We start from the raw sequence: 19,331 nt of genomic DNA on the forward strand, positions 1-19,331 counted from the left end.
CATTCTCCAAACACTCCCCACAACCCACAGCAAGCGTCTGAGCGGTCTGATGAGTTGCGTCAGTGTCTTGCTACCCGGGCAAAATCGATAGGGTCAGAGTCATTGATATTTCAAGGCTTTGGACTCCGTCAGCCAGTTCCTGGCTGGGCCGACGTTCGATGCGCACTTCGGTAGTACCAGCCAACGCCAGAGCGTCAGCCAGACTGTGGTTGGAAATCGCGCTTCGACGTTGGAAGCAGGTAATGACGTTCAGGTACGTGGCGCTCAGTTCCATTCCGGGCGTGACATCAATGTAAGCGGCCGGGACATCGTGCTTGATGTCGCCCGTGGCGAGCAACGCTATGACAGCCAGCAGAGCCAGGGTAAAGGTGGGATTGTCGGTGGCACCAGTGGTGGCTTCAAGGTTGGTATCGGCGGCAGTCGTGGCGTAGCGGGTGAAGAGGGCAGCCAGGGAACCTCCAGTGGCGCGGTGCTCAATGCCGAACGTGACGTCAATCTCAACGCCCGCAATGACCTCAACCTGATCGGTACGCAGGTTCAGGCAGGGCGCGATATCGACCTCAAGGCCGGTAACGACCTCAACATCGGCTCCGCACAGAATGCCAGTGACAGCGAAAGCAGCCGTCGCAGCGGTGGCGGCGAAATTGGCTTCACCTTCGGCTCCGAAGGCGTTGGTGTGTATGTCAGCGTCAACGTCGGCAAGGGCGACCTTGAGCGCGAAGGTCAGCGTCAACAGGAAGCCTACCTGTATGCCGGCGATCGCCTGAACTTCACCAGTGGTCGAGATACCGCCATCAGTGGTTCACAACTGAGTGGCGACGAAGTCACTGGCCGTGTGGGTCGTGACCTGACCGTGACCTCGCTACCCGATACGGGCAAGGTCAAGGGTCGGGAGTTCGATGTCAGCGCCACCGCCACGTTCGGCCCGGGAGCAGGCTTCAGTGCTTCGGTCGGCTACGGTCAGACCAGGGGCTCTACCGAGTGGGTGGAAAATCAGACCCGTATCGTTGCGCGTGATCGTTTGGACATTCGCACCGAAGAGCACACGCAGCTCGATGGCGCAGTGCTGGCCTCGAACACCGGCAACCTCAAATTGGACACCGGCACCCTGGGCTTCAGCGATATCGCCGGTCACGACAAGGAGCACAGCTATTACCTGAATGTCGGCGGTTCGTACGGCAAGAACGGCGCGAAAGATACCCAGCAGGACAAAAGCCAGGAAGGCAAGGGCGAAAAAGGCAAGACCGGCTGGAGCGTCGAGGGTTACGAGTACGAGAAAGATCGCCAGCAAATCGTGCGGGCTACCGTCGGCGAGGGCGAGATTGTCGTGCGCGGGGATGTACAGACCGGGCAGGACTCCACAGAGGGCCTCAATCGTGATGTGAGCAAGGCGTACGAGATCACGCGAGACGATGAGGAAAGTACGGATCTGTATGTGACCAAGTCGTCTGTAGAGGCGGTGGCGAACCCTATACAGACTTTTGAGCGCTGGGTTAAAGCAGCTGAAAATTATGGTGATAGTAGCGAAGAGGCACTGAGTGGTCTTGCAAAGGTTTTCATTGCAGCGGGCGTCGTTGCAAATGGCAAGGGGCTCTCAGATGTACAACAAGCAGTCGTTAAGCATGAAGTACTCAGAGTTTTAGGTCATCGGAACTCCGAGAAACGACTGGCAACGGCACGTCACTTTGTCAATCAGATACCTGGTCAAGCAACTGAAGCCCAAAGAGAGGTTATTGCAGGTCATGTTGCTGATATTGCGGCACGTGACCCTGAAGCAGCCTTTTGGTTTGTGTATCGCCTTAATGTATTCGCTCAAGGTAATCCAGGGCAGAGCAATTACGCGGCTGTTGGCGTTGCTGTCTTAGGTGGATTGGCTATATATCTTTCGATGGCTGCATCGAACCCGGCATCCATGAATAATATGGAGCAGTTGGCTAACAATGTAATGGAGTCTGTCACCCAGGCGGGAGTAGCGGCTAAAGATAAAGTTGTAGTTTCGACCCAAATATGGTGGCTTGTCGCTGGGACTGCAGTAGCATTTCCTATACATCAACTTGATCCTAAATATGGTGTGCTAGTTAATCCTGGTGCTGATTCATCTGGTTTAGAGAATGCATCGAGTGGGGGGTATAATGCTGGCGGTTCGGTGGTTACCGTGCCGCATACAGGCGGAAGTCAGCTGGATACACAGCGAGGTGACACTAGCTATAAGACTCCGGAGCACCAGCTGAACCCGGGGAATATGTATAGTGGAAACGGTGCAAAAGAGGCTGGAAGCTCTGCGACTAAGTTGAGTCAGGGAGAGCAGAAAGCGGTTGCTAGAATTGATAATATAATAAAAAACTTCAAAGATCATGATATCGAAGGTACATTGAAAGACATGGCTGGAGATCCAGTTCCTCGGAAGAATGGCAGTGGTTACTATGATCATTTGAACGAAATGCAGGAGCGGATAAGAGGGCTTACCAACCATGCAGAAACGCTTAAAAATGTAAGTAATCCAGAGGCGCAAGCGGCCCGACAGGCAGCTTTGGATACTTTAAAACGTATTTCTGACTCTCTAAATGGTGCGGGTATATGAAAAAGACATTTCGTCAAATAGATGAGAGTAATGGGTTTAAGTGGGAAGTTGAGCCTGATTCTGATGAGTCTGCGCTGGAGTCATGGCACAGGTCGATTCTGGACACTCCGATAAACGAGCTTGAGATCGGCGACCTTTGCAGATCGGTCAGGCAAGATATGTATACGTCGGAATTATTGCCTGTCGTGGTTCGCGAGTTGGATAAGGAAGTGCTGGTAGGATTTCTGGATGACGCCGAGTTGCTAAAAGGAACCTCAAAATTATCGGAGGCAGTCTGGGCGAAGAATTTACAGCTGACGCAAAAAATGTTGAATATTCTGCAGCGAGATAAAGAGCTTATTGCTGCGGAGCCTCGCGCTGTCGAATATGTCGAATATGCTCAGGCGCTAGAGAGGAAACTGCTGGCAGCGCTTAATGGTAAACGGAAAAGGGGACAGATTTATTTTTAGTCTATGGCAACGGCTGAATAAATCTGTCCCCTTTTTCTTCCTCTCGAACTACCAAAAATGTGGGGGTCGTTACTCGAAAAGAACTCGACTAACGCTCGTGTTTATACACAGGATGAATTTCTTAAGGAATTCAAAAAATGACTATTAGTCAATCGGTTCTTGATGATCTTTGGAATGGGGAGAAAAGTATTTGTTTTTTTGTGCATTCTGGGGAATGTTATTGGGTTGTAGATGAGAGATACAATTTTTCTCTTGATGCGGAAAAAGACTATCGCGCCTATCTTGAAGATGGTGAGATAACTCAAGAGCAATATGAGCAGTCTTGCAGGCTTTTTAGAGGTGGTATTCTGAGGATGACCGCTGAAAATTTTCCGCAGTATTTGAACGACTCATGCGAAAAAGTCCTTTCTTTAGCTGATTTAAAAGCCTTTATGGTGTTGGGTAATGAGCTTTTTGAAGAAATTGAGCACTATTTCTTAACTGGAGAGGGGCTGACCTCTTGCCTATTTAAACAGGCTAATGTCGTTAGCTCTCGACTTCCTAAGTTCTATATAAACTTTGATAGAAAAATTTTTATGCACATGGATGATGTTCGTGCTCATGAAAGTCTTGTTTATTCGGGCTGGGTTGCTCAATGCTTTGATTTTAGCTTTTTGATTCCTACTCGCCAGCGATACTGGATGATTGCTGGTAATGACTATTGGAAACTTCGATTTGTATAAAGTGCTATTGATGGGGTCAGAGTCATTGATTACTACACACGGCGCAGCAGAAGGGTAACTTAGGATGTCTCGCTCTTCGGTCACTCGCTTGAGTTCAGCACGCAGACGACGCAGTTCGATCTGCTGATCGTCCTATTGCTGCCGCTTTTCCCGGGGCTTGTTGTAGCGTTTGATCCAGGCATACAGGCTGTGCACCGACATACCTAACCGCGCTGCCACCTCGGCTACAGGAAGGCCACGCTCGGTCATTGCTTGACTGCTTCGATTTTGAATTCTTCGGGGTAACGCTGGTTGCTCATGGCACCTCTTAATGGGCCTCATTATGAGGCTTGGAGGTGTCTACGAAACTAGGGGCGATTCAGTGTGCCGCCTGCATGCAGGTAGCGAACAGAATGCTCAGGTGCTGTTGGCCGAGGAGGGCATCGAGGTGATGCCCTTGTAGCGTTATTGCGTGAAGCCTCAGCCGCCAGGGCCGGTGATCGGCTTCGCACCCTGTGATGAGGCGGCCATCGAACGCGCTGCCAAGGGTGTCACGCGGACTCTGCGTGGCTGCTGACGCCGGCTCAGCGTGCCACTATGATCACGGTGATGCAGATCATCGCCACCACGCCGAAAACCATACGGGCGATCCAGGGGGCGGTGAGCCACGCCGTGGTGGCCCCGGCGACCTGACCGACGTTCTTTTCCGAGAGCCAGCGTTTGCCAGCCGGCTGGCTCATCGGGTTGCCGCATTGCGGGCAGGCGTGAGCCTTGTCGGAGATACGGTTTTGGCACTCGGGGCAGTCGATAAGGCTCATGTCGGTCGTTCTCTGATCAATGGCGATAGCGAACGTGAGACTGGGCAGGCGCAGACGAGTTCCGCTGCAGGGCAGAGATGGCGGGGGCTGTAGCGTTTTCGTGGAGGTTTCGCAACGCGCCCGCAGCATGCTGCGGGCGCGCCTGGCGGTTACTTGCGGCGCCACTGGCCCTGCTGCTGGATGTACTGCCCAGCCGGGGTCTTGTCGATGGCCTTCTGGCCGGCGATGGTTTCCACGTCGCTGAGCTGGATGCCGTTCTGCTGGGCGAGCTTCTGGTACTCGGCGCGGCGGGCGGCGTTGATCAGCTTGGCGATCTCGTCGGCCTGGCCGCCGGATTTGACCACGCCGAGGTAACCACTGGGCAGCTCGCCGAGCTGGCCGCTGGCCTTGGCATCGCCTAGGGCGGACATCGCCTCGTTGAGGCTGATGGCGTGAGCGGGCAGGCTCAGGCTGAGCAGCAGCAACAGGCCGGCGAAGGGTTTGATCAGGCTCATTTGGGTTTCCTCAGAACAGTCCGCTGGATTCACTGAACATGCTGTCCAGTGCCTTATCCACCTTGATATAGATCTCGTGCTCGATCTTCACATTCAGGTTGATGTTGATCGGCTCGTTGGGCATCGCCAGTTGTACCGTCGGGGTACAGGCTACGCTCAGTAGCCCCAGCAGCAGGGCGGTGATGCAACTACGCAAGCGCATGGCGCTTCTCCTCGTCAAGGCTCCTTGGGTGCGGTATTGCGTTGCAGCATTCGCTGCTGCACGCGCCGCGTGATGATCTCGTTGACCCGATCGGTCAGCTGCAGGCTGGCGAGCAGGTTGGGGATGTCCTCCTCCAGGTTGATGTTGAAGTGAATCGGCCGGCCATTCTCGATGGCCGGGTTCTGGCCTTCCAGGCGCATGGCCAGGCGCAGTTTGCCGTGCTGATCATAGTCGACCGAGCTGTTCAGGGTGGTGAAGTTGAAGTCCTCCAGGGACTGCGTCACCAACTGCATCGCCGGGTTGCTGCGGCCCAGGGCCTTGATCTTCTCCGAGCTGAACTGCAGGCGTCCACCGGGTTGGCGGGCGGCGATATGGCCTTTTTCCACCTCGATGCCGTTCTGGCCCAGGCGCACAGGCAGGTCACCATCCAGCGTGCCGCTACCGGCCAGGCCCTCTGCCGGGTAGAGAGTGAAAAGCTGCTGGAGTTCCAGGCCGCGGATCTGGATGGGAAACAATTGATTACTGGCCGCGAGATCCCATCGCCCTGGTGTCAGGGTGACCTGCCCGCCCATCAGCGCGGCTTGCGCCAGGTTCACCTCCAGCGTGCCCTTGGCTGCACTGGCCAGTGGCGCGCCGTAGCGAATACGGGCCTCGATCGGGCCGATCGGCAGGCCGGGATTGGCCTGCTGGATTTTCAGCTGCTGGAGGTACAGGTCGAAGCGCTGGCGCGCCAGCTTGACGTGCAGGCTGGTGTCCAGGCCGCTGAGTTCGGAGCGGTCGTAGATGCCGCCCAGGCCTTTGCCGGTGATGCTCAGGTCAACGCTCGGGGCGTTGCTGCCAGCGCTCAGGGCCAGGTTCGCGACGGCATTCAGGCGACCGCTGTTGAGGTCGAGCAACTCGGGCCACTGCACCAGGGTTTTGGCCAGCGGGTTGCCGGAGCGCAGGAACAGTTCGCCGAGGGTCGCCTTGAGCTGCAGGTTCTGTTTGGCGTCGAGGCTTGCATCCAGGTCCAGTTGCAGTTCGCTGTCGTTGCTCAGCTTGCCGCGCAGGTTGCCGACCATATCCGCCGCCGCTAGCTGGCTCTGCAAGCGCCAGCCCTGTGGCTTGAGGTTGGCCTGTTCCAGGCGTGCGGTGCTGAGGTTCAGCGGGCCCTCGAACTGCCAGGTCTGCAGGGCGCCGTCCTGCAGTTTGAGGTCGAGGGCGCTACCGCCGAGGTCGATCTGCAGCTTCTGTGCGTTCAGGTCGGCACCTTTGAGGGTTGCAGCCTGAAGCCGGGAGCCTTGGCCAATGCTCAGGCCCACCGCAGTAGCATCTGCATGGCCCGCCAGCTTGAGGTCGCTGCTCAGCTCGCCGGCCTGCCAGCCAGCCTGGTTCACCCTGGCGGTGCGTGTGGTCAGGCGCGTTTCGGCGAACTGCACGGCCCAGGGTGCGGAGCTCGCCAGTGCCAGGCGGCCCTGCAGGTCCAGGCGGGTCGCGCCACGCAAAGCCAGCGTCAGTTTAAGGGGCAGGCTGCGCCCGGTCAGATCGTTGCGCAGGCCGTCGAGTGGCGTGTCAGGCTGCACCTGTACGCGCAGGGATTCGCTGCGCAGCTCCGGTGGTAGCGCACTCAGCCAGTCGGCATTCGGCTCGGTGAGCTGCAGGTCCGCTTCCACGCGCGTTGCGATCCAGTTTTGCCCCTGATTGTGCGCCGTCAGGGCCAGCTGCCCCCGTAGCTGGCCAAGCCCGGGAAAAGGCCAGGGTTGGGGTAGAGTGCCCTGCACGTCGACCTCGCCGCTGGCAGCCAGCAGGTTGTCCACATCCATTACCCGCGACGGCAGCGTCAGTTGCCACGAGCCTTGCAGGCTGACCTCTCCCGGCGCGCCGGGCCACTGGGTGCCCTCCGGCACGCTCCAGGCGCTCAGCCAACTTTGCAAGGCGGCTGCCTGGGTGAGTTGCGTCGCATCGAGCTGGCCGTTCCAGTTCAGGCCGTCACCTGCCTGTTCGAGGCTGCTCTTCACGGTCACTTGCGGTTGTTGATCGACGGCCAGGGTCAGCTGCAGGTCGATTGCGTCGTTGCGCGGTCGCAGGGTGAGCGAGCCGTTGATTACCTGCGTCTGATGGTGGAGATCGAGCTGAACGGCCAAGTGGTCATCCTCGCCACGCAGCAGCTTCAGGTTGCCTGTGGCGGTGCATTGTCCGCGGGCGCAGGGCAGGGTGGCGGCTAGTCGCTCAATCCTCAGGCTGCGTGGTAACAGGGCCAGTGGGGCAGCCAGTCGTTGCAGGTCGAGGTCAGTTGGCGGCGTGTCTGGCTCGAGCTCTTCAATTGCGGCTAGCCAGGTGAGCGTCAGGCTGCCGATGTCGAGGTGCTGCCAGAACGGCATGCTGAAGCCGAAATCGCGCCAGGCCAGTTGCAGCCCCTCACTGTGCAGCTCGAGAGTGCCTGCGCTGCTGCGTTGTGTCAGTTGCAGGTCCTTTACGTTCAGGCCTGAGCTGGAGAGTGATAGGCCATGCCAATCGAGTTTCTCGACACCATTGCGCTGCAGCAGGTAGCTGCCGCCCAGATAAACGGCGGCAACGAACAGCACGAGCAGCGTGAAAACAATGGACAGTCGCAGCCTGGTGCGGCGGCTGAGCATGGGCGTTATCCATCGACGGAAGAATGTCGTGACGGTAACCCGAAGCGCCATGGCCTGCCAAACCCGGTTTGGCCGGTTATACCGCCCACGGTTTTATGTCGGGAGCATGACATGGGCTTTATTGGTGCGGCAGTCAGGCGCTCCGTCTGTCTGGCCGCAGGGCCTGTGAAGCCTGGCTTGCGCCCTCTAAAAGGGCGTTTTCGCAGGCCTGTCGACGGACTTGTGCACAATCGCGATGCAGCTTGTCAAGCAGCATATTGGCGCTTGCACAAAACCTCCAATTGTCGTAGGAGACTTTTTAAGTGCATGAAAAATATGAACTTTTTTGATGTGGCGAAAAAATGACCAGTTTGACTCGGGGCCCCATACCATCGGCGTTGGGGGGCATTTCTCCCACCTTACGCACAAAGTTATCCACAGCTTCTGTGGATTGTCACAAGCAGCCCAGAGGAGAGTAGGGCGGGGTTTACCTGTGAATTAAAAAGAGTAGAGTGGCGCGCCTGTTCCGCAGCCCGTTTTACGTCTTTTATGCCCCGCGCTTTACCCCTCGATACGCTTCCCGTCCGTGCCCAGGTACCTGTTCGCGTTGCCGCTTGGCTGTTGGACAGCCCGCGGCTGGGGCATGCCCCCAGCGTGAAACGGATTGCCGGTCGCCTGCTCAAGCAGCCTGCCCGCCAGGGCGTGGTGCAGGCTCAGAGCCGCCTTGGCCAAATGCTCTGCCGCGACTGCGACAATACCCGCGACCGTCGTATCGGCGTGGAACTGCTGCGCCAGGCGGCGCGTGCTGGCGACGGCGCCGCCCAGCTCGAGCTGGGCCGCCTCTATTGCCAGCCTCGCACTCTGGAGCCGCATCAGGCCCGCCACTGGTTGGAGCTGGCGGCGCTGCAGGGGCAGGGCGAGGCGCGGGACCTGCTCCGGCGCTTGTAGCCGCAGTGGAGCCGCCCGCGCAGGTATACTGCCCGGCAGTCTCGCCTGGATGTCTGTATGCCCTCTGATCTCGTTTCGCTGCTGCCGGCCTTTCTGGTCGGCGCCCTGGTCTGTGCCGTTCCCCTGTTGCTACGCGCCGTCGCCCTGTCGCGGGAGGCCGAGGAGATGCGTTTGCAGGCTGGCCTGGCGCAAGAGCGTATGAATGCCGCGCAACTGGCCCAGGCAGGCTTGAGTGCGCAACTCGACGGTTGCCGTGAGGAGCTGGCCGAGATTCTCGAGATCAAGGCGGACCAGCAGGCCGAGCTGGCCGCTCTGCGCCGGGAAACCCACTTGTTGCAGAACGACCTGCAACTGGCCCGTGAGCAGATCAAGGGCGGGCAGGCGCTGCGTGATCAGCAGGAGGTCGAGCTGCGTCGTCTGGATAGCGAACGGGCCGGCCTGGCTGCCGAGCTGCACGAGCAGCAGGAAAATCATCAGCAGCGTCTCGAGGACCTGCAGGGGGCCCGTGATGCCTTGCGTGCCCAGTTCGCCGAGCTGGCCGGCAAGATCTTCGACGAGCGCGAGCAGCGTTTCTCGGAAACCAGCCAGCAGCGCCTCGGCCAGCTGCTCGATCCGCTCAAGGAACGTATCCAGTCCTTCGAGAAGCGGGTCGAGGAGAGTTATCAGCAGGAGGCGCGCGAGCGCTTTTCCCTGGGCAAGGAGCTGGAGCGCCTGCAGGGGCTCAATCAGCGCCTGAGCGAAGAGGCGATGAACCTCACCCAGGCCCTCAAGGGCCAGAAAACCCAGGGCAACTGGGGTGAGCTGGTGCTCGAGAGAGTGCTGGAGCATGCCGGCCTGCAAAAGGGCCGCGAGTATCACACCCAGGTCAGCTTGAAGAGTGCCGATGGCGAGCGCTTCCAGCCGGACGTGCTGATCCAGCTGCCGGGCGAGAAGCAGGTGGTGGTCGATGCCAAGGTCAGCCTCACGGCCTATCAACAGTGCGTGTCGGCTACCGACGAAGCGACCCGGCAACTGGCCCTGAAGCAGCACGTGCTGTCCCTGCGCAGCCATCTGAAGGGGCTGTCGCTCAAGGATTACCAGCACCTCGACGGGCTGCACAGCCTGGATTTCGTATTGCTCTTCGTGCCCATCGAGGCGGCGTTCGCAGCAGCCCTTCAGGCAGACCCGGGCCTGTTTCAGGAGGCTTTCGATCAGCACATCGTGATCGTCAGCCCGACCACGCTGCTGGCGACCCTGCGGGTCATCGACAGCCTCTGGCGTCAGGAGCGGCAAAGCCAGAACGCCCGGGAAATCGCCGAGCGGGCCGGAGCGCTGTACGACAAGTTCGTGGCTTTCATCCAGGATCTGGATGAGGTTGGCATGCGCCTGCAGCAGCTCGACAAGGCGTACTCCGGGGCGCGCAACAAGCTGGTCGACGGTCGCGGCAACCTGATAAGCCGCGCCGAGAACCTCAAGCTGCTCGGTGCCCGAGCCAGCAAGAGCCTACCTCCCGAGCTGCTCGAACGAGCCGCCGGCCTGCCTCTGGATGACTCAGGGGACGACTGAGCCTCACGCTGCCTCGAGTATGGTCGGGGGTGATTTCACGTCCTGGCTGGACGTGACCGAAATTTTGGCTATCTTGTCGGTTGTCATACCTCTTTGGGGTGTGATGATTTCGTCTGGCTGAATATAAAGCCTGCCCGATGCTTTGATTAAGTTCAGCTGATTCAATGGATTGGCCATAACAAGGACAAGAATATGCCGCTCATCGAGAGCTCATTTGCATCTGTGATGCAAGGTTCGCTGCGTCAAAAAAAGTATGTTGTCGTACCGCTAGCGCTGCTATTTAGTGCCTCGGCCCTGGCTCTGGAGGCGCCACGCAAGGTTCAGGTGCCGACCCTGGCCTATGACGACAGGCAGATCATTCTGGTCTGGGAGAAGCCGGAGAACGCCGCCGGTATCGTCGACTATCACGTGTATATGGACGGCAAGCGCCTGGGTGGCGCCAACGCCAACAATGACCAGCATTCGCCAGCCAAACCGTATATCGATCGGTTCTACCAGGCCGATACGGAAAACTTCCATCACCGTATTTCCATCCACAATTACACCGTGGCTGGCCTGAAGCCCGAGACCGAGTATCGTTTCACCGTGCGCTCGGTGGATGCCGAAGGCCGCGAGTCCGGTGACAGTCCGGTGCTGCTGCAACGCACCACGGCGCAGCCTGAGGTCTTCAACGTCGAGGACCAGGGTGCCAAGGGCGACGGCAAGACGCTCAATACCGTCGCCATCCAGAAGACCATCGATGCCTGTTCCCTGAACTGCAAGGTGCTGATCCCGGCTGGCGTGTTCAAGACCGGCGCGCTGTACCTGAAAAGCAACATGACCCTGGAGATCGCCGAGGGCGCGACGCTGCTGGGTTCGGAGCGCAGCGAGGATTACCCGCTGGAGGGCTATATCCAGTATCCCTATTCGACCATGGTGCGGCCGGCCTCGCTGATCAACGCACTGTCGCGCGATCCGCGTCAGCATCAGTCGTTCGAGAACATCCGCATCGTCGGCAAGGGCACCATCGACGGCAACGGCTGGAAGCGCAACGACGACAGCCGTGATGAGCTGGGCAATGCGCTGCCGTTCTACCGCGCCAGTGACAACACCCGCTACATGGAAGACGGCATTCTGGCCAAGGACCAGGTCGAGAAGGCGGTGGCGCGGGGCATCATCGTCAAGGACGCTTACGGGCAGATGCGCTCGTCACTGATGACCCTGCGCAATGTCACCAACGTGTTCTATGGCGGCTTCACCGTGCTCAATCCGGCCTACCACGGGATCATGAACCTGGAGACCGAGAACGTGGTGATGGCCGGCACCGTGCACAAGACCTACGACGCCAACAATGGCGATGGCATCGAGTTCGCCAACAGCAAGGGCGCCATGGTCTTCAACAACTTCTTCGACACCGGCGACGACTGCGTCAACTTCGCCTCGGGCACCGGCGCCGACGCGACCAGGCAGCCGCCTCAGGAAGATGCCTGGATCTTCAACAACTACTTCCGTCGCGGGCACGGCATGGTGGTCGCCGGTAGTCACACCGGCGGCTGGATCCAGAACATCCTCGCCGAAGACAACGTGTCCGATGGCACCGATACCGGCCTGCGCATGAAGAGCACCAACTTCATGGGCGGCGGTGCGCGCAATGTCACCTTTCGCGATTCGGCGATCCGCAATACCGTCAAGCAGGGGGTGATCATGACCCTCGATTACCACGATCCCAACGCCATCCTCGACTACAAGCGTTCGGCCGTTCCCGGCCAGTTTCGCGACATTCGCGTGGCCAACGTGACGGTGGAAGATGCTGCCGGTGCGGCAATTCAGGTCAAGGGTGACAGCGCCCACGACGCTTTCCACGAGAACGTCGCCTTCGAGCAGGTACGCTTCAAGGGCAAGGCCGGGGCGCAGATCGATGGCCTGCGCAATTCGCGCTTCACCGACGTCAGCATCGTTGGTAGCGAGGGCGACCCCTGGAACATCAAGGGCAGCGAAGGGCTCAGCTTCGACCGCGTCGAGCCGCAGCCAAAGCAGTAGATAGCCGGTCGCGGACGCGGGGTGGCTCAGTCGTCCCGCGTCAGCACTTCCAGCAGCTCGATTTCGAAGCGCAGGTTCGAATTGGGCGTGATATGCGCGCCCATCGAGCGCTCGCCGTAGGCCAGGTGCGCGGGCACCGACAGGCGACGTTTGCCGCCGACCTGCATGCCCATCAGCCCCTGATCCCAGCCCTTGATCACTCGTCCGGTGCCAATTACGCACTGGAAGGGCTTGCCGCGGGAGTAAGACGAGTCGAACTCAGTGCCGTCTTCCAGCCAGCCGCGGTAGTGGGTGGTGATCAGCGCGCCCTTGACCACTGCCTTGCCATCGCCTGGGTGGAGGTCCTCGATACGTAAATCTTCGCTCATTGCCGTCATTCCAATATTCCCGAGGGCCGCGTTTTCGCAGGAAACGCGATGCTTTGCAACAACCGCACACGGCAGCAGATGGCTTGCTGACGTGGCCCATTGGCGGGCTGAAACGGATCACCGCCCGGTCTCAACGGGGAGCCGGCCGCGCCGGCGATTCGCGCGCATGGCGCGCTCCCACGGTCGTGGGGCGGCGGCGCTTCACCTGCGAGGGCGGCCCGTCAGCACCGCTTTACGGTTGCAATGGTGGACAAGAACAGCGTTGTCCACCCTACGGTTCTCGTGCTCTGCGTGGGCGCCAGCAATTTGTGGGAGCGGGCCGTGCCCGCGATTCGCGCGCATGGCGCGCTCCCACGGTCGTGGGTGGGCGATGCTTCACTTGCGTGGTCCGGTCCGGTCCTACCGCTTTGTGATCGCAATGGTGGACAAAAACAGCGTTGTCCACCCTACGGTTCTCGTGCTCTGCGCGGGCGCCAGCAATTTGTGGGAGCGGGCCATGCCCGCGATTCGCGCGCATGGCGCGCTCCCACGGTCGTGGGTCGGCGATGCTTCACCTGCGTGGGTGGTCCGTCAGCACCGCTTTGTGATCGCGATGGTGGACAAAAACAGCGTTGTCCACCCTACGGTTCTCGTGCTCTGCGCGGGCGCCAGCAATTTGTGGGAGCGGGCCGTGCCCGCGATTCGCGCGCATGGCGCGCTCCCACCGTCGTGGGATGGCGACGCTTCACCTGCGTGGGCGCCAGCAATTTGTGGGAGCGGGCCATGCCCGCGATTCGCGCGCATGGCGCGCTCCCACCGTCGTGGGATGGCGACGCTTCACCTGCGCGGGCGCCAGCAATTCGTGGGAGCGGGCCGTGCCCGCGATTCGCGCGCATGGCGCGCTCCCACGATTGTGGGTGGGCGATGCTTCACCTGCGCGGGCGCCAGCAATTTGTGGGAGCGGGCCGTGCCCGCGATTCGCGCGCATGGCGCGCTCCCACCGTCGTGGGATGGCGACGCTTCACCTGCGTGGGCGCCAGCAATTTGTGGGAGCGGGCCGTGCCCGCGATTCGCGCGCATGGCGCGCTCCCACGATTGTGGGTGGGCGATGCTTCACTTGCGTGGTCCGGTCCTACCGCTTTGTGATCGCAATGGTGGACAAAAACAGCGTTGTCCACCCTACGGTTCTCGTGCTCTGCGTGGGCGCCAGCAATTTGTGGGAGCGGGCCGTGCCCGCGATTCGCGCGCATGGCGCGCTCCCACCGTCGTGGGATGGCGACGCTTCACCTGCGCGGGCGCCAGCAATTCGTGGGAGCGGGCCGTGCCCGCGATTCGCGCGCATGGCGCGCTCCCACGATTGTGGGGCGGCGGCGCTTCACTTGCGTGGTCCGGTCCGTCGACACCGTTTTTGTGATCATGATTGGCCGCTTGTGGCTTACAGCAGCGGCAGATGACGGCTGATCAGTGCGCGCAGGGCCGCTGGCTTGACGGGTTTGGGCAGGAAGTCCAGGCCTGCGGCGTGCACCTGAGCGATCAGTTCGGGGCGGCCGTCGGCGCTGATCACCACGCCGGGAACCGGCTCACCGAGGCGGGTGCGCAGCCAGGCCATCAGTTCGGTGCCGGTGTCACCTTCGTCGAGGTGGTAGTCGACCAGCGCCAGGTGTGGGCGCACTTCGTCTGCCAGCAGCTGTTCGCACTCAGCGCGGTTGCGCGCCGACCACACCTGGCAGCCCCAGCGCGACAGCAGGCTGTGCATGCCGGTGAGGATGCTTTCCTCGTTGTCGATGCACAGCACCTGGGTGCCGGTCAGCAACTGGCCGTTGCCTTCGGGGCGCGTGCGTTGCAGGGCGGGCGTCTGGTTGCGGGCGATGGGCACGGTGACGCTGAACACGCTGCCCTTGCCTGGCCAGGAGCGCACTTCGAGGCTGTGCTCGAGCACCCGGCACAGTCCGTCCGCGATGGCCAGCCCAAGACCCAGGCCTTTTTCGGCGCGGGTCTGGTGGCTGTCCAGGCGTTTGAATTCTTCGAAGATGGTCTGGCGCTTGTCCTCGGGAATGCCCGGCCCGCGGTCCCAGACTTCCAGGCGCAGGTGCCCACCCTGGCGGCGCACGCCCAGCAGCACCCGGCCTTTGGCATAGCGGAAGGCGTTGGTGAGGAAGTTCTGCAGCACCCGGCGTAGCAGCTTGATGTCGCTGTCCACGCGCAAGGTGCTGCCTTGCCGATGGAAGTCGACGCCGTACTCCGTCGCCAGCACCTTGAATTCGGCGCCCAGGGTATCGAACAGCGTGTTGAGCACGAAGGCGTTGCGGTCCGGGGTGATGCGGCCATTTTCCAGGCGCGAGATGTCCAGCAGGTCGCTGATCAGGTCTTCGGCGGAGCGCAGCGAACTGTCGAGGTGGCGCACCAGTTCCTGAGCTTCCCGGGGCAGCGCCTCTTCCTGGTGGGAGAGGGCCGCGGAGAACAGGCGGGCAGCGTTGAGTGGTTGCATCAGGTCATGGCTGACTGCCGCGAGAAAACGGGTTTTCGAGGCGTTGGCCGCTTCGGCGACACCGGTGGCGGCGGTCAGCGCCCTGTTCAACTGCGACAGCTCGAAGGTGCGCTCGGCAACGCGCTGCTCGAGGCCCTCGTTGGCCGCCTTGAGGGCACGCTCGGCCTCGCGGAATTCGGTGATGTCGGTGAAGCTCATGACGAAGCCGCCGCCGGGCATCGGGTTGCCGATCAGTTCGATGACCCGGCCGTTGGGGAATACCCGTTCGTAGCTGTGCGCGGTGCCCTGGCGCATCCAGTACAGGCGCTTGGCGACGCTTTCCTCGACATCGGTGCTGCCGAGCATGCCGCGTTCGGCATTGAAGCGGATGATCTCGGCGATTGGGCGCCCTACGCAGATCAGCCCCTCCGGGTACTCGAAGATTTCCAGGTAGCGATGGTTCCAGGCCACCAGGCACAAGGACTGATCGACCACGCTGATGCCCTGGCTGATGTTTTCGATGGCGCCTTGCAGCAGCGCGCGGTTGAACTGCAGCACCTCGCTGGCTTCGTCGACGATGCGCACCACGTCCTCGACCTGCATGTCGCGGCCTTCGATGGCCGCTTTAACCACCGCGCGTGTCGATGAAGCACCGAGCACGCCCGCCAGCAGGCGTTCGGTGTGGGCGATCCATTCGCTGTTGGCCGGTTGCGCCGAGTTGAAGGTCTTGCCCTGGCGAGCGGCGAAGCGGCTGAAACTGTGCTGCGCGCGTTCTGCGCCGACGAAGCGGCCAGCGAGCAGCAACAGGTCGTTGACCTGTACCGCGAGCATGGTGCGGCCGCCCTGTTTGCTGCCGAAGTCGTGGTTGACGAAGCGCCCGGCCTGCCAGTGCTCGGAAACCCGGGTGCGCGAGAAGAACGATACCCAGGCGAACAGCGTCAGGTTGCCGGCCAGCGACAGCACCACGCCGCGGGTCAGGGCATCCACTTCGAAGCCGATTGGCGCGTACAGCAGGGTGCGCAGGCCGGGGAAGATATCCAGCGGCCAGCCGAGGCCGCGGGCCAGCACCGGTAGCACCAGGGTGTAGACCCACAGTGCCGCGCCGGTGATCAGGCCGGCGAACACACCACGGCGGTTGGCCTGCTTCCACACCAGGGCGCCGAACATGGCCGGTGCCAGCTGGCCGATGGCGGCGAACGAGATCTGCCCGATGGTGGCCAGGCTGGCGTTGGTGCCGAGCAGGCGATAGCACACGTAGGCCAGCAGCAGGATCAGCACGATGCTGACCCGGCGCGCGGTGAGCATCCAGTGGCGGAAGGCTTCGAACGGCCGCTCGGTGCTTTTGCGGTGCAGCAGCCAGGGCAGCAGCATGTCGTTGGAAATCATCGTCGACAGCGCCACCGACGCGACGATCACCATGCCGGTGGCCGCCGAGGCACCGCCGATGAAGGCCAGCAGGGCCAGGGCCGGATGAGCCTCGGCGAGGGGCAGGCTGATCACGAACGAATCCGGGCTGACCCCGGCTGGCAGCAGCATCTGCCCGGCCAGGGCGATGGGAATGACGAACAGGCCGGCGAGCAGCAGGTACAGCGGAAACACCCAGCGGGCCAGGCGCAGGTCTCGCGGGTCGGTGTTTTCCACCACTGTGACGTGGAACTGACGGGGCAGGCAGACGATGGCGATCATCGCCATGCAGGTCTGTACCAGCATCGCCGGCCAGTTCACCGCCACCGCCCAGTAATCTTCCAGTTCGGTGTTGCGCTGGGCCTGGCCGAGCAGATCGCCGAAGCCGTTGTACAGCCCATAGGTGACGAAGGCACCGACAGCGAAGAAGGCCAGCAGCTTGATCAGCGACTCGAAGGCAATGGCCAGCACCATGCCACGGTGGTGCTCGGTGACGTCGAGGTTGCGGGTGCCGAACAGGATGGTGAACAGCGCCAGGATCACCGAGACGATCAGCGCGGTGTCTTGCGCGCGCGTGCCGTCGGCATCGGTTTCCGAGCCGATCAGCAGGTTGACGCCGAGCACGATGCCCTTGAGTTGCAGGGCGATGTAGGGCAGCACGCCAACCAGGCAGATCAACGCGACGACGATGGCCAGCGACTGCGACTTGCCATAGCGGGCAGCGATGAAGTCGGCGATCGAGGTGATGTTTTCCTGTTTGCTGATCAGCACCATCTTCTCGATCACCCAGGGAGCGAACAGCAGAAGCAGCATCGGTCCGAGGTAGATCGGCAGGAACGACCACAACTGCTCGGCGGCCTGGCCGACGGCGCCGAAGAAGGTCCAGCTGGTGCAGTACACGGCCAGCGACAGGCTGTAGACCCAGGCACGTACCCGGGGCGGCAGCGGTTTGCGCCGACGGTCACCGTAGAAGGCGATGGCGAACAGAACGGCCATGTAGAGCAGGGCGACTGCAGCGATAAGCCAACTGGACAGCGACATGCACACTCCGCGGAAAACTTGGGGACGCTTACTCGGGTCGTATCTTGGCACGCCCGGCGGTGCCTTCAGGCACACAACATAGCGCAGTAGTGTCGCAGTAAAGTGCCGCAACGTCAGGCGCGACCAAGGTCGCACATGCAACGGCGACGTCGCTGCGGCACCCTGTGGTGAGGTCGTTCAGGGCAGACAGGTCTTATATTCGGTGCGAGACTGATGGGCCTGGCACCGTTGTTCGTGGAGAGAGTCGATGTTCAAGCCGCAGTTGATCACCCTGCAACGTGGTGCCCTGCGCATCGAGCCGTTGCTCGATGGGGATATTCCGGCGCTGGTGACTTTGGCCGAGGCCAATCGCCAGGAGCTGGTCTACATGAGCGGTACCCAGCGCCTGGACTGGTATCGCCAGGCCCTGCACGATCAGCGTGAGGATCGGGCGCTGCCGTTCGTGATCCGCCTGGGCGATCAGTTGGTCGGCACCACCCGTTTCGCCGATTTCGCGCCAACCCTGCCGGCCGTGGAAATCGGCTGGACCTGGCTGGATGCCAGCCAGCATGGCACCGGGCTCAACAGCATGATCAAGTACCTGATGCTGCGCCACGCCTTCGAAAGCTGGCAGATGGTCCGTGTGCAGCTGAAAACCGCTGGCAGCAACTTGCGTTCCCAGCGCGCCATCGAAAAGCTCGGCGCTATCCGCGAAGGGCTGTTGCGCAACCATCGCCGTCTGGCTGACGGGCGGCTCGACGATACCGTGATGTACAGCATCACCGACCAGGAATGGCCGGTGGTCAAGGCCGGCCTGGAGGCACGCTTCGGCGTCTGATCCCCCATGGACTCCAGCGAACGCACCCGCTTCTGGGAAAGCTCGGCGCTGGCCGGAGTCGAACTGTTGCAGGCGCGCTATATCAAGCAGCGCTTCACCCCGCATGTCCACGAAGGCTTCGTGTTCACCGTAATCGAACACGGCGCGCAGCGTTTTCGCCATCGCGGTGCCGATCATCTGGCTCCTGTCGGCAGCATGGTATTGATCAACCCGGATGAGGTGCACACCGGCTCGGCGGCCCATGAGCAGGGCTGGTTCTATCGGGCGTTCTATCCGGCTCCTGCCCAGGTGAACGGCGTGCTCGAGGAACTGGGGCTGGCCCAGCGCGGCCTGCCTTCTTTCGCCGCCAGTGTGTTGCAGGACGTGCCGCTGCATCAGGCATTCGCTCAGTTGCACCGTCTGCTCGACAGCGATGCCAGTGCGCTGCAGCAGCAGACGGCATGGCGGGAAACGCTGCTGATGCTGTTCCAGCGGCATGCGGGTGTTACTCAGGCGCCGCCACCGGGGCAGGAGCCGCGTGCTGTCATCCTCGCCAAGGAGCTGCTCGCGGCGCGCCTTGGCGAGCCGCCGTCACTGGAGACATTGGCGGCTGCGGTGAACCTCTCGCCCTTTCATTTCGCCCGGGTATTTCGCCGCGCTACCGGCCTGCCGCCCCATGCCTGGCTGCAACAGCGGCGGCTGGAACAGGCACGGGCGCTACTGCGTGATGGCTGCGCGCCGTTGAGCGTTGCCCTGCAACTAGGCTTCGCTGACCAGAGCCACCTGACGCGGCAGTTCAAGCAGGTGTATGGCGTGGCCCCCGGCGAGTACCGCAACGCCTGCCGCCGCGCCCTGTAACCTGTGGTTGAGTGATACCGCAGCTTTCCCTGCGAATTGCACTGGTGGGAGCGCGCCATGCGCGCGA

General features: G+C 61.3%; 13 protein-coding genes and 2 pseudogenes. 8 read left to right on the forward strand and 7 right to left on the reverse strand.

Annotation, left to right across the window (positions count from 1 at the left end):
• Positions 1–112: 112 nt before the first annotated feature.
• The 3 genes and pseudogenes from FHR27_RS02055 to FHR27_RS02065 form a co-directional block, all read left to right on the forward strand.
• A pseudogene (locus FHR27_RS02055) lies at positions 113–2,581 on the forward strand (hemagglutinin repeat-containing protein); the annotation flags it as partial.
• On the forward strand, positions 2,578–3,030 hold the full coding sequence (locus tag FHR27_RS02060; protein ID WP_179537649.1) for a contact-dependent growth inhibition system immunity protein: 453 nt from the start codon (positions 2,578–2,580) through the stop codon (positions 3,028–3,030). The pseudogene FHR27_RS02055 and the gene FHR27_RS02060, both read left to right, overlap by 4 nt.
• A 137-nt stretch (positions 3,031–3,167) precedes the next feature.
• Positions 3,168–3,752: a hypothetical protein gene (locus FHR27_RS02065; RefSeq protein ID WP_179537650.1), complete on the forward strand. Its 585-nt coding sequence runs from the start codon at positions 3,168–3,170 to the stop codon at positions 3,750–3,752.
• A 60-nt stretch (positions 3,753–3,812) separates the two neighbouring features.
• Here the strand turns inward: FHR27_RS02065 and FHR27_RS02070 are convergent.
• The 5 genes and pseudogenes from FHR27_RS02070 to FHR27_RS02090 form a co-directional block, all read right to left on the reverse strand.
• Positions 3,813–4,051: pseudogene (locus FHR27_RS02070) on the reverse strand (transposase); the annotation flags it as partial.
• Positions 4,052–4,315: 264 nt separating this feature from the next.
• Positions 4,316–4,549, reverse strand: coding sequence for a zinc ribbon domain-containing protein (locus tag FHR27_RS02075; RefSeq protein ID WP_179537651.1), 234 nt, complete (start codon positions 4,547–4,549; stop codon positions 4,316–4,318).
• Positions 4,550–4,698: 149 nt separating this feature from the next.
• Complete coding sequence (locus FHR27_RS02080; protein ID WP_042553185.1) at positions 4,699–5,043, reverse strand: YdbL family protein; 345 nt, start codon at positions 5,041–5,043, stop codon at positions 4,699–4,701.
• Positions 5,044–5,053: 10 nt separating this feature from the next.
• Complete coding sequence (locus FHR27_RS02085) at positions 5,054–5,245, reverse strand: YnbE family lipoprotein (RefSeq protein ID WP_042553186.1); 192 nt, start codon at positions 5,243–5,245, stop codon at positions 5,054–5,056.
• Positions 5,246–5,259: 14 nt separating this feature from the next.
• Positions 5,260–7,860 carry a YdbH domain-containing protein gene (locus FHR27_RS02090; protein WP_179537652.1) on the reverse strand — a complete coding sequence of 867 codons (2,601 nt, stop codon included), beginning with the start codon at positions 7,858–7,860 and terminating at the stop codon, positions 5,260–5,262.
• Between the two features lie 528 nt (positions 7,861–8,388).
• Between FHR27_RS02090 and FHR27_RS02095 the strand changes: the two genes are divergently transcribed.
• From FHR27_RS02095 to FHR27_RS02105, 3 genes are all read left to right on the forward strand, one after another.
• Positions 8,389–8,787, forward strand: coding sequence for a tetratricopeptide repeat protein (locus FHR27_RS02095; RefSeq protein WP_179537653.1), 399 nt, complete (start codon positions 8,389–8,391; stop codon positions 8,785–8,787).
• Between the two features lie 57 nt (positions 8,788–8,844).
• The gene (gene rmuC / locus FHR27_RS02100; protein WP_042552126.1) at positions 8,845–10,332 is read left to right on the forward strand and encodes a DNA recombination protein RmuC; all 1,488 of its coding nucleotides are present in this window, start codon (positions 8,845–8,847) and stop codon (positions 10,330–10,332) included.
• 225 nt (positions 10,333–10,557) lie between these two features.
• Entirely contained in the window at positions 10,558–12,351 is a 1,794-nt protein-coding gene (locus FHR27_RS02105) for a glycosyl hydrolase family 28 protein (RefSeq protein ID WP_179537654.1), read from the forward strand.
• Between the two features lie 26 nt (positions 12,352–12,377).
• Here the strand turns inward: FHR27_RS02105 and FHR27_RS02110 are convergent, their stop codons facing one another.
• A complete protein-coding gene (locus tag FHR27_RS02110; RefSeq protein WP_042552128.1) occupies positions 12,378–12,719 on the reverse strand; it encodes an FKBP-type peptidyl-prolyl cis-trans isomerase in 342 nt (113 codons plus the stop codon).
• Positions 12,720–14,133: 1,414 nt separating this feature from the next.
• On the reverse strand, positions 14,134–17,610 hold the full coding sequence (locus tag FHR27_RS02115) for a hybrid sensor histidine kinase/response regulator (RefSeq protein ID WP_042552130.1): 3,477 nt from the start codon (positions 17,608–17,610) through the stop codon (positions 14,134–14,136).
• Positions 17,611–17,857: 247 nt separating this feature from the next.
• Between FHR27_RS02115 and FHR27_RS02120 the strand changes: the two genes are divergently transcribed.
• Together FHR27_RS02120 and FHR27_RS02125 are read left to right on the forward strand one after the other, a co-directional pair.
• Complete coding sequence (locus FHR27_RS02120; RefSeq protein ID WP_042552131.1) at positions 17,858–18,427, forward strand: GNAT family N-acetyltransferase; 570 nt, start codon at positions 17,858–17,860, stop codon at positions 18,425–18,427.
• A gap of 6 nt (positions 18,428–18,433) precedes the next feature.
• Positions 18,434–19,264, forward strand: coding sequence for an AraC family transcriptional regulator (locus tag FHR27_RS02125; protein ID WP_179537655.1), 831 nt, complete (start codon positions 18,434–18,436; stop codon positions 19,262–19,264).
• Positions 19,265–19,331: the final 67 nt, after the last annotated feature.

Origin of the sequence: Pseudomonas flavescens (assembly GCF_013408425.1) — a bacterium.
In the GTDB taxonomy this organism is placed as follows: Bacteria; Pseudomonadota; Gammaproteobacteria; order Pseudomonadales; family Pseudomonadaceae; genus Aquipseudomonas; species Aquipseudomonas fulva_A.

Bases quoted from the DNA above. Each gene is read 5' to 3' on its own strand.
- rmuC (WP_042552126.1), top strand. From the start codon at position 8,845: ATGCCCTCTGATCTCGTTTCGCTGCTGCCGGCCTTTCTGGTCGGCGCC.
- FHR27_RS02085 (WP_042553186.1), bottom strand. From the start codon at position 5,245: ATGCGCTTGCGTAGTTGCATCACCGCCCTGCTGCTGGGGCTACTGAGC.
- FHR27_RS02065 (WP_179537650.1), top strand. From the start codon at position 3,168: ATGACTATTAGTCAATCGGTTCTTGATGATCTTTGGAATGGGGAGAAA.
- FHR27_RS02115 (WP_042552130.1), bottom strand. From the start codon at position 17,610: ATGTCGCTGTCCAGTTGGCTTATCGCTGCAGTCGCCCTGCTCTACATG.
- FHR27_RS02080 (WP_042553185.1), bottom strand. From the start codon at position 5,043: ATGAGCCTGATCAAACCCTTCGCCGGCCTGTTGCTGCTGCTCAGCCTG.
- FHR27_RS02090 (WP_179537652.1), bottom strand. From the start codon at position 7,860: ATGCTCAGCCGCCGCACCAGGCTGCGACTGTCCATTGTTTTCACGCTG.
- FHR27_RS02120 (WP_042552131.1), top strand. From the start codon at position 17,858: ATGTTCAAGCCGCAGTTGATCACCCTGCAACGTGGTGCCCTGCGCATC.
- FHR27_RS02075 (WP_179537651.1), bottom strand. From the start codon at position 4,549: ATGAGCCTTATCGACTGCCCCGAGTGCCAAAACCGTATCTCCGACAAG.
- FHR27_RS02095 (WP_179537653.1), top strand. From the start codon at position 8,389: ATGCCCCGCGCTTTACCCCTCGATACGCTTCCCGTCCGTGCCCAGGTA.
- FHR27_RS02105 (WP_179537654.1), top strand. From the start codon at position 10,558: ATGCAAGGTTCGCTGCGTCAAAAAAAGTATGTTGTCGTACCGCTAGCG.
- FHR27_RS02110 (WP_042552128.1), bottom strand. From the start codon at position 12,719: ATGAGCGAAGATTTACGTATCGAGGACCTCCACCCAGGCGATGGCAAG.
- FHR27_RS02125 (WP_179537655.1), top strand. From the start codon at position 18,434: ATGGACTCCAGCGAACGCACCCGCTTCTGGGAAAGCTCGGCGCTGGCC.
- FHR27_RS02060 (WP_179537649.1), top strand. From the start codon at position 2,578: ATGAAAAAGACATTTCGTCAAATAGATGAGAGTAATGGGTTTAAGTGG.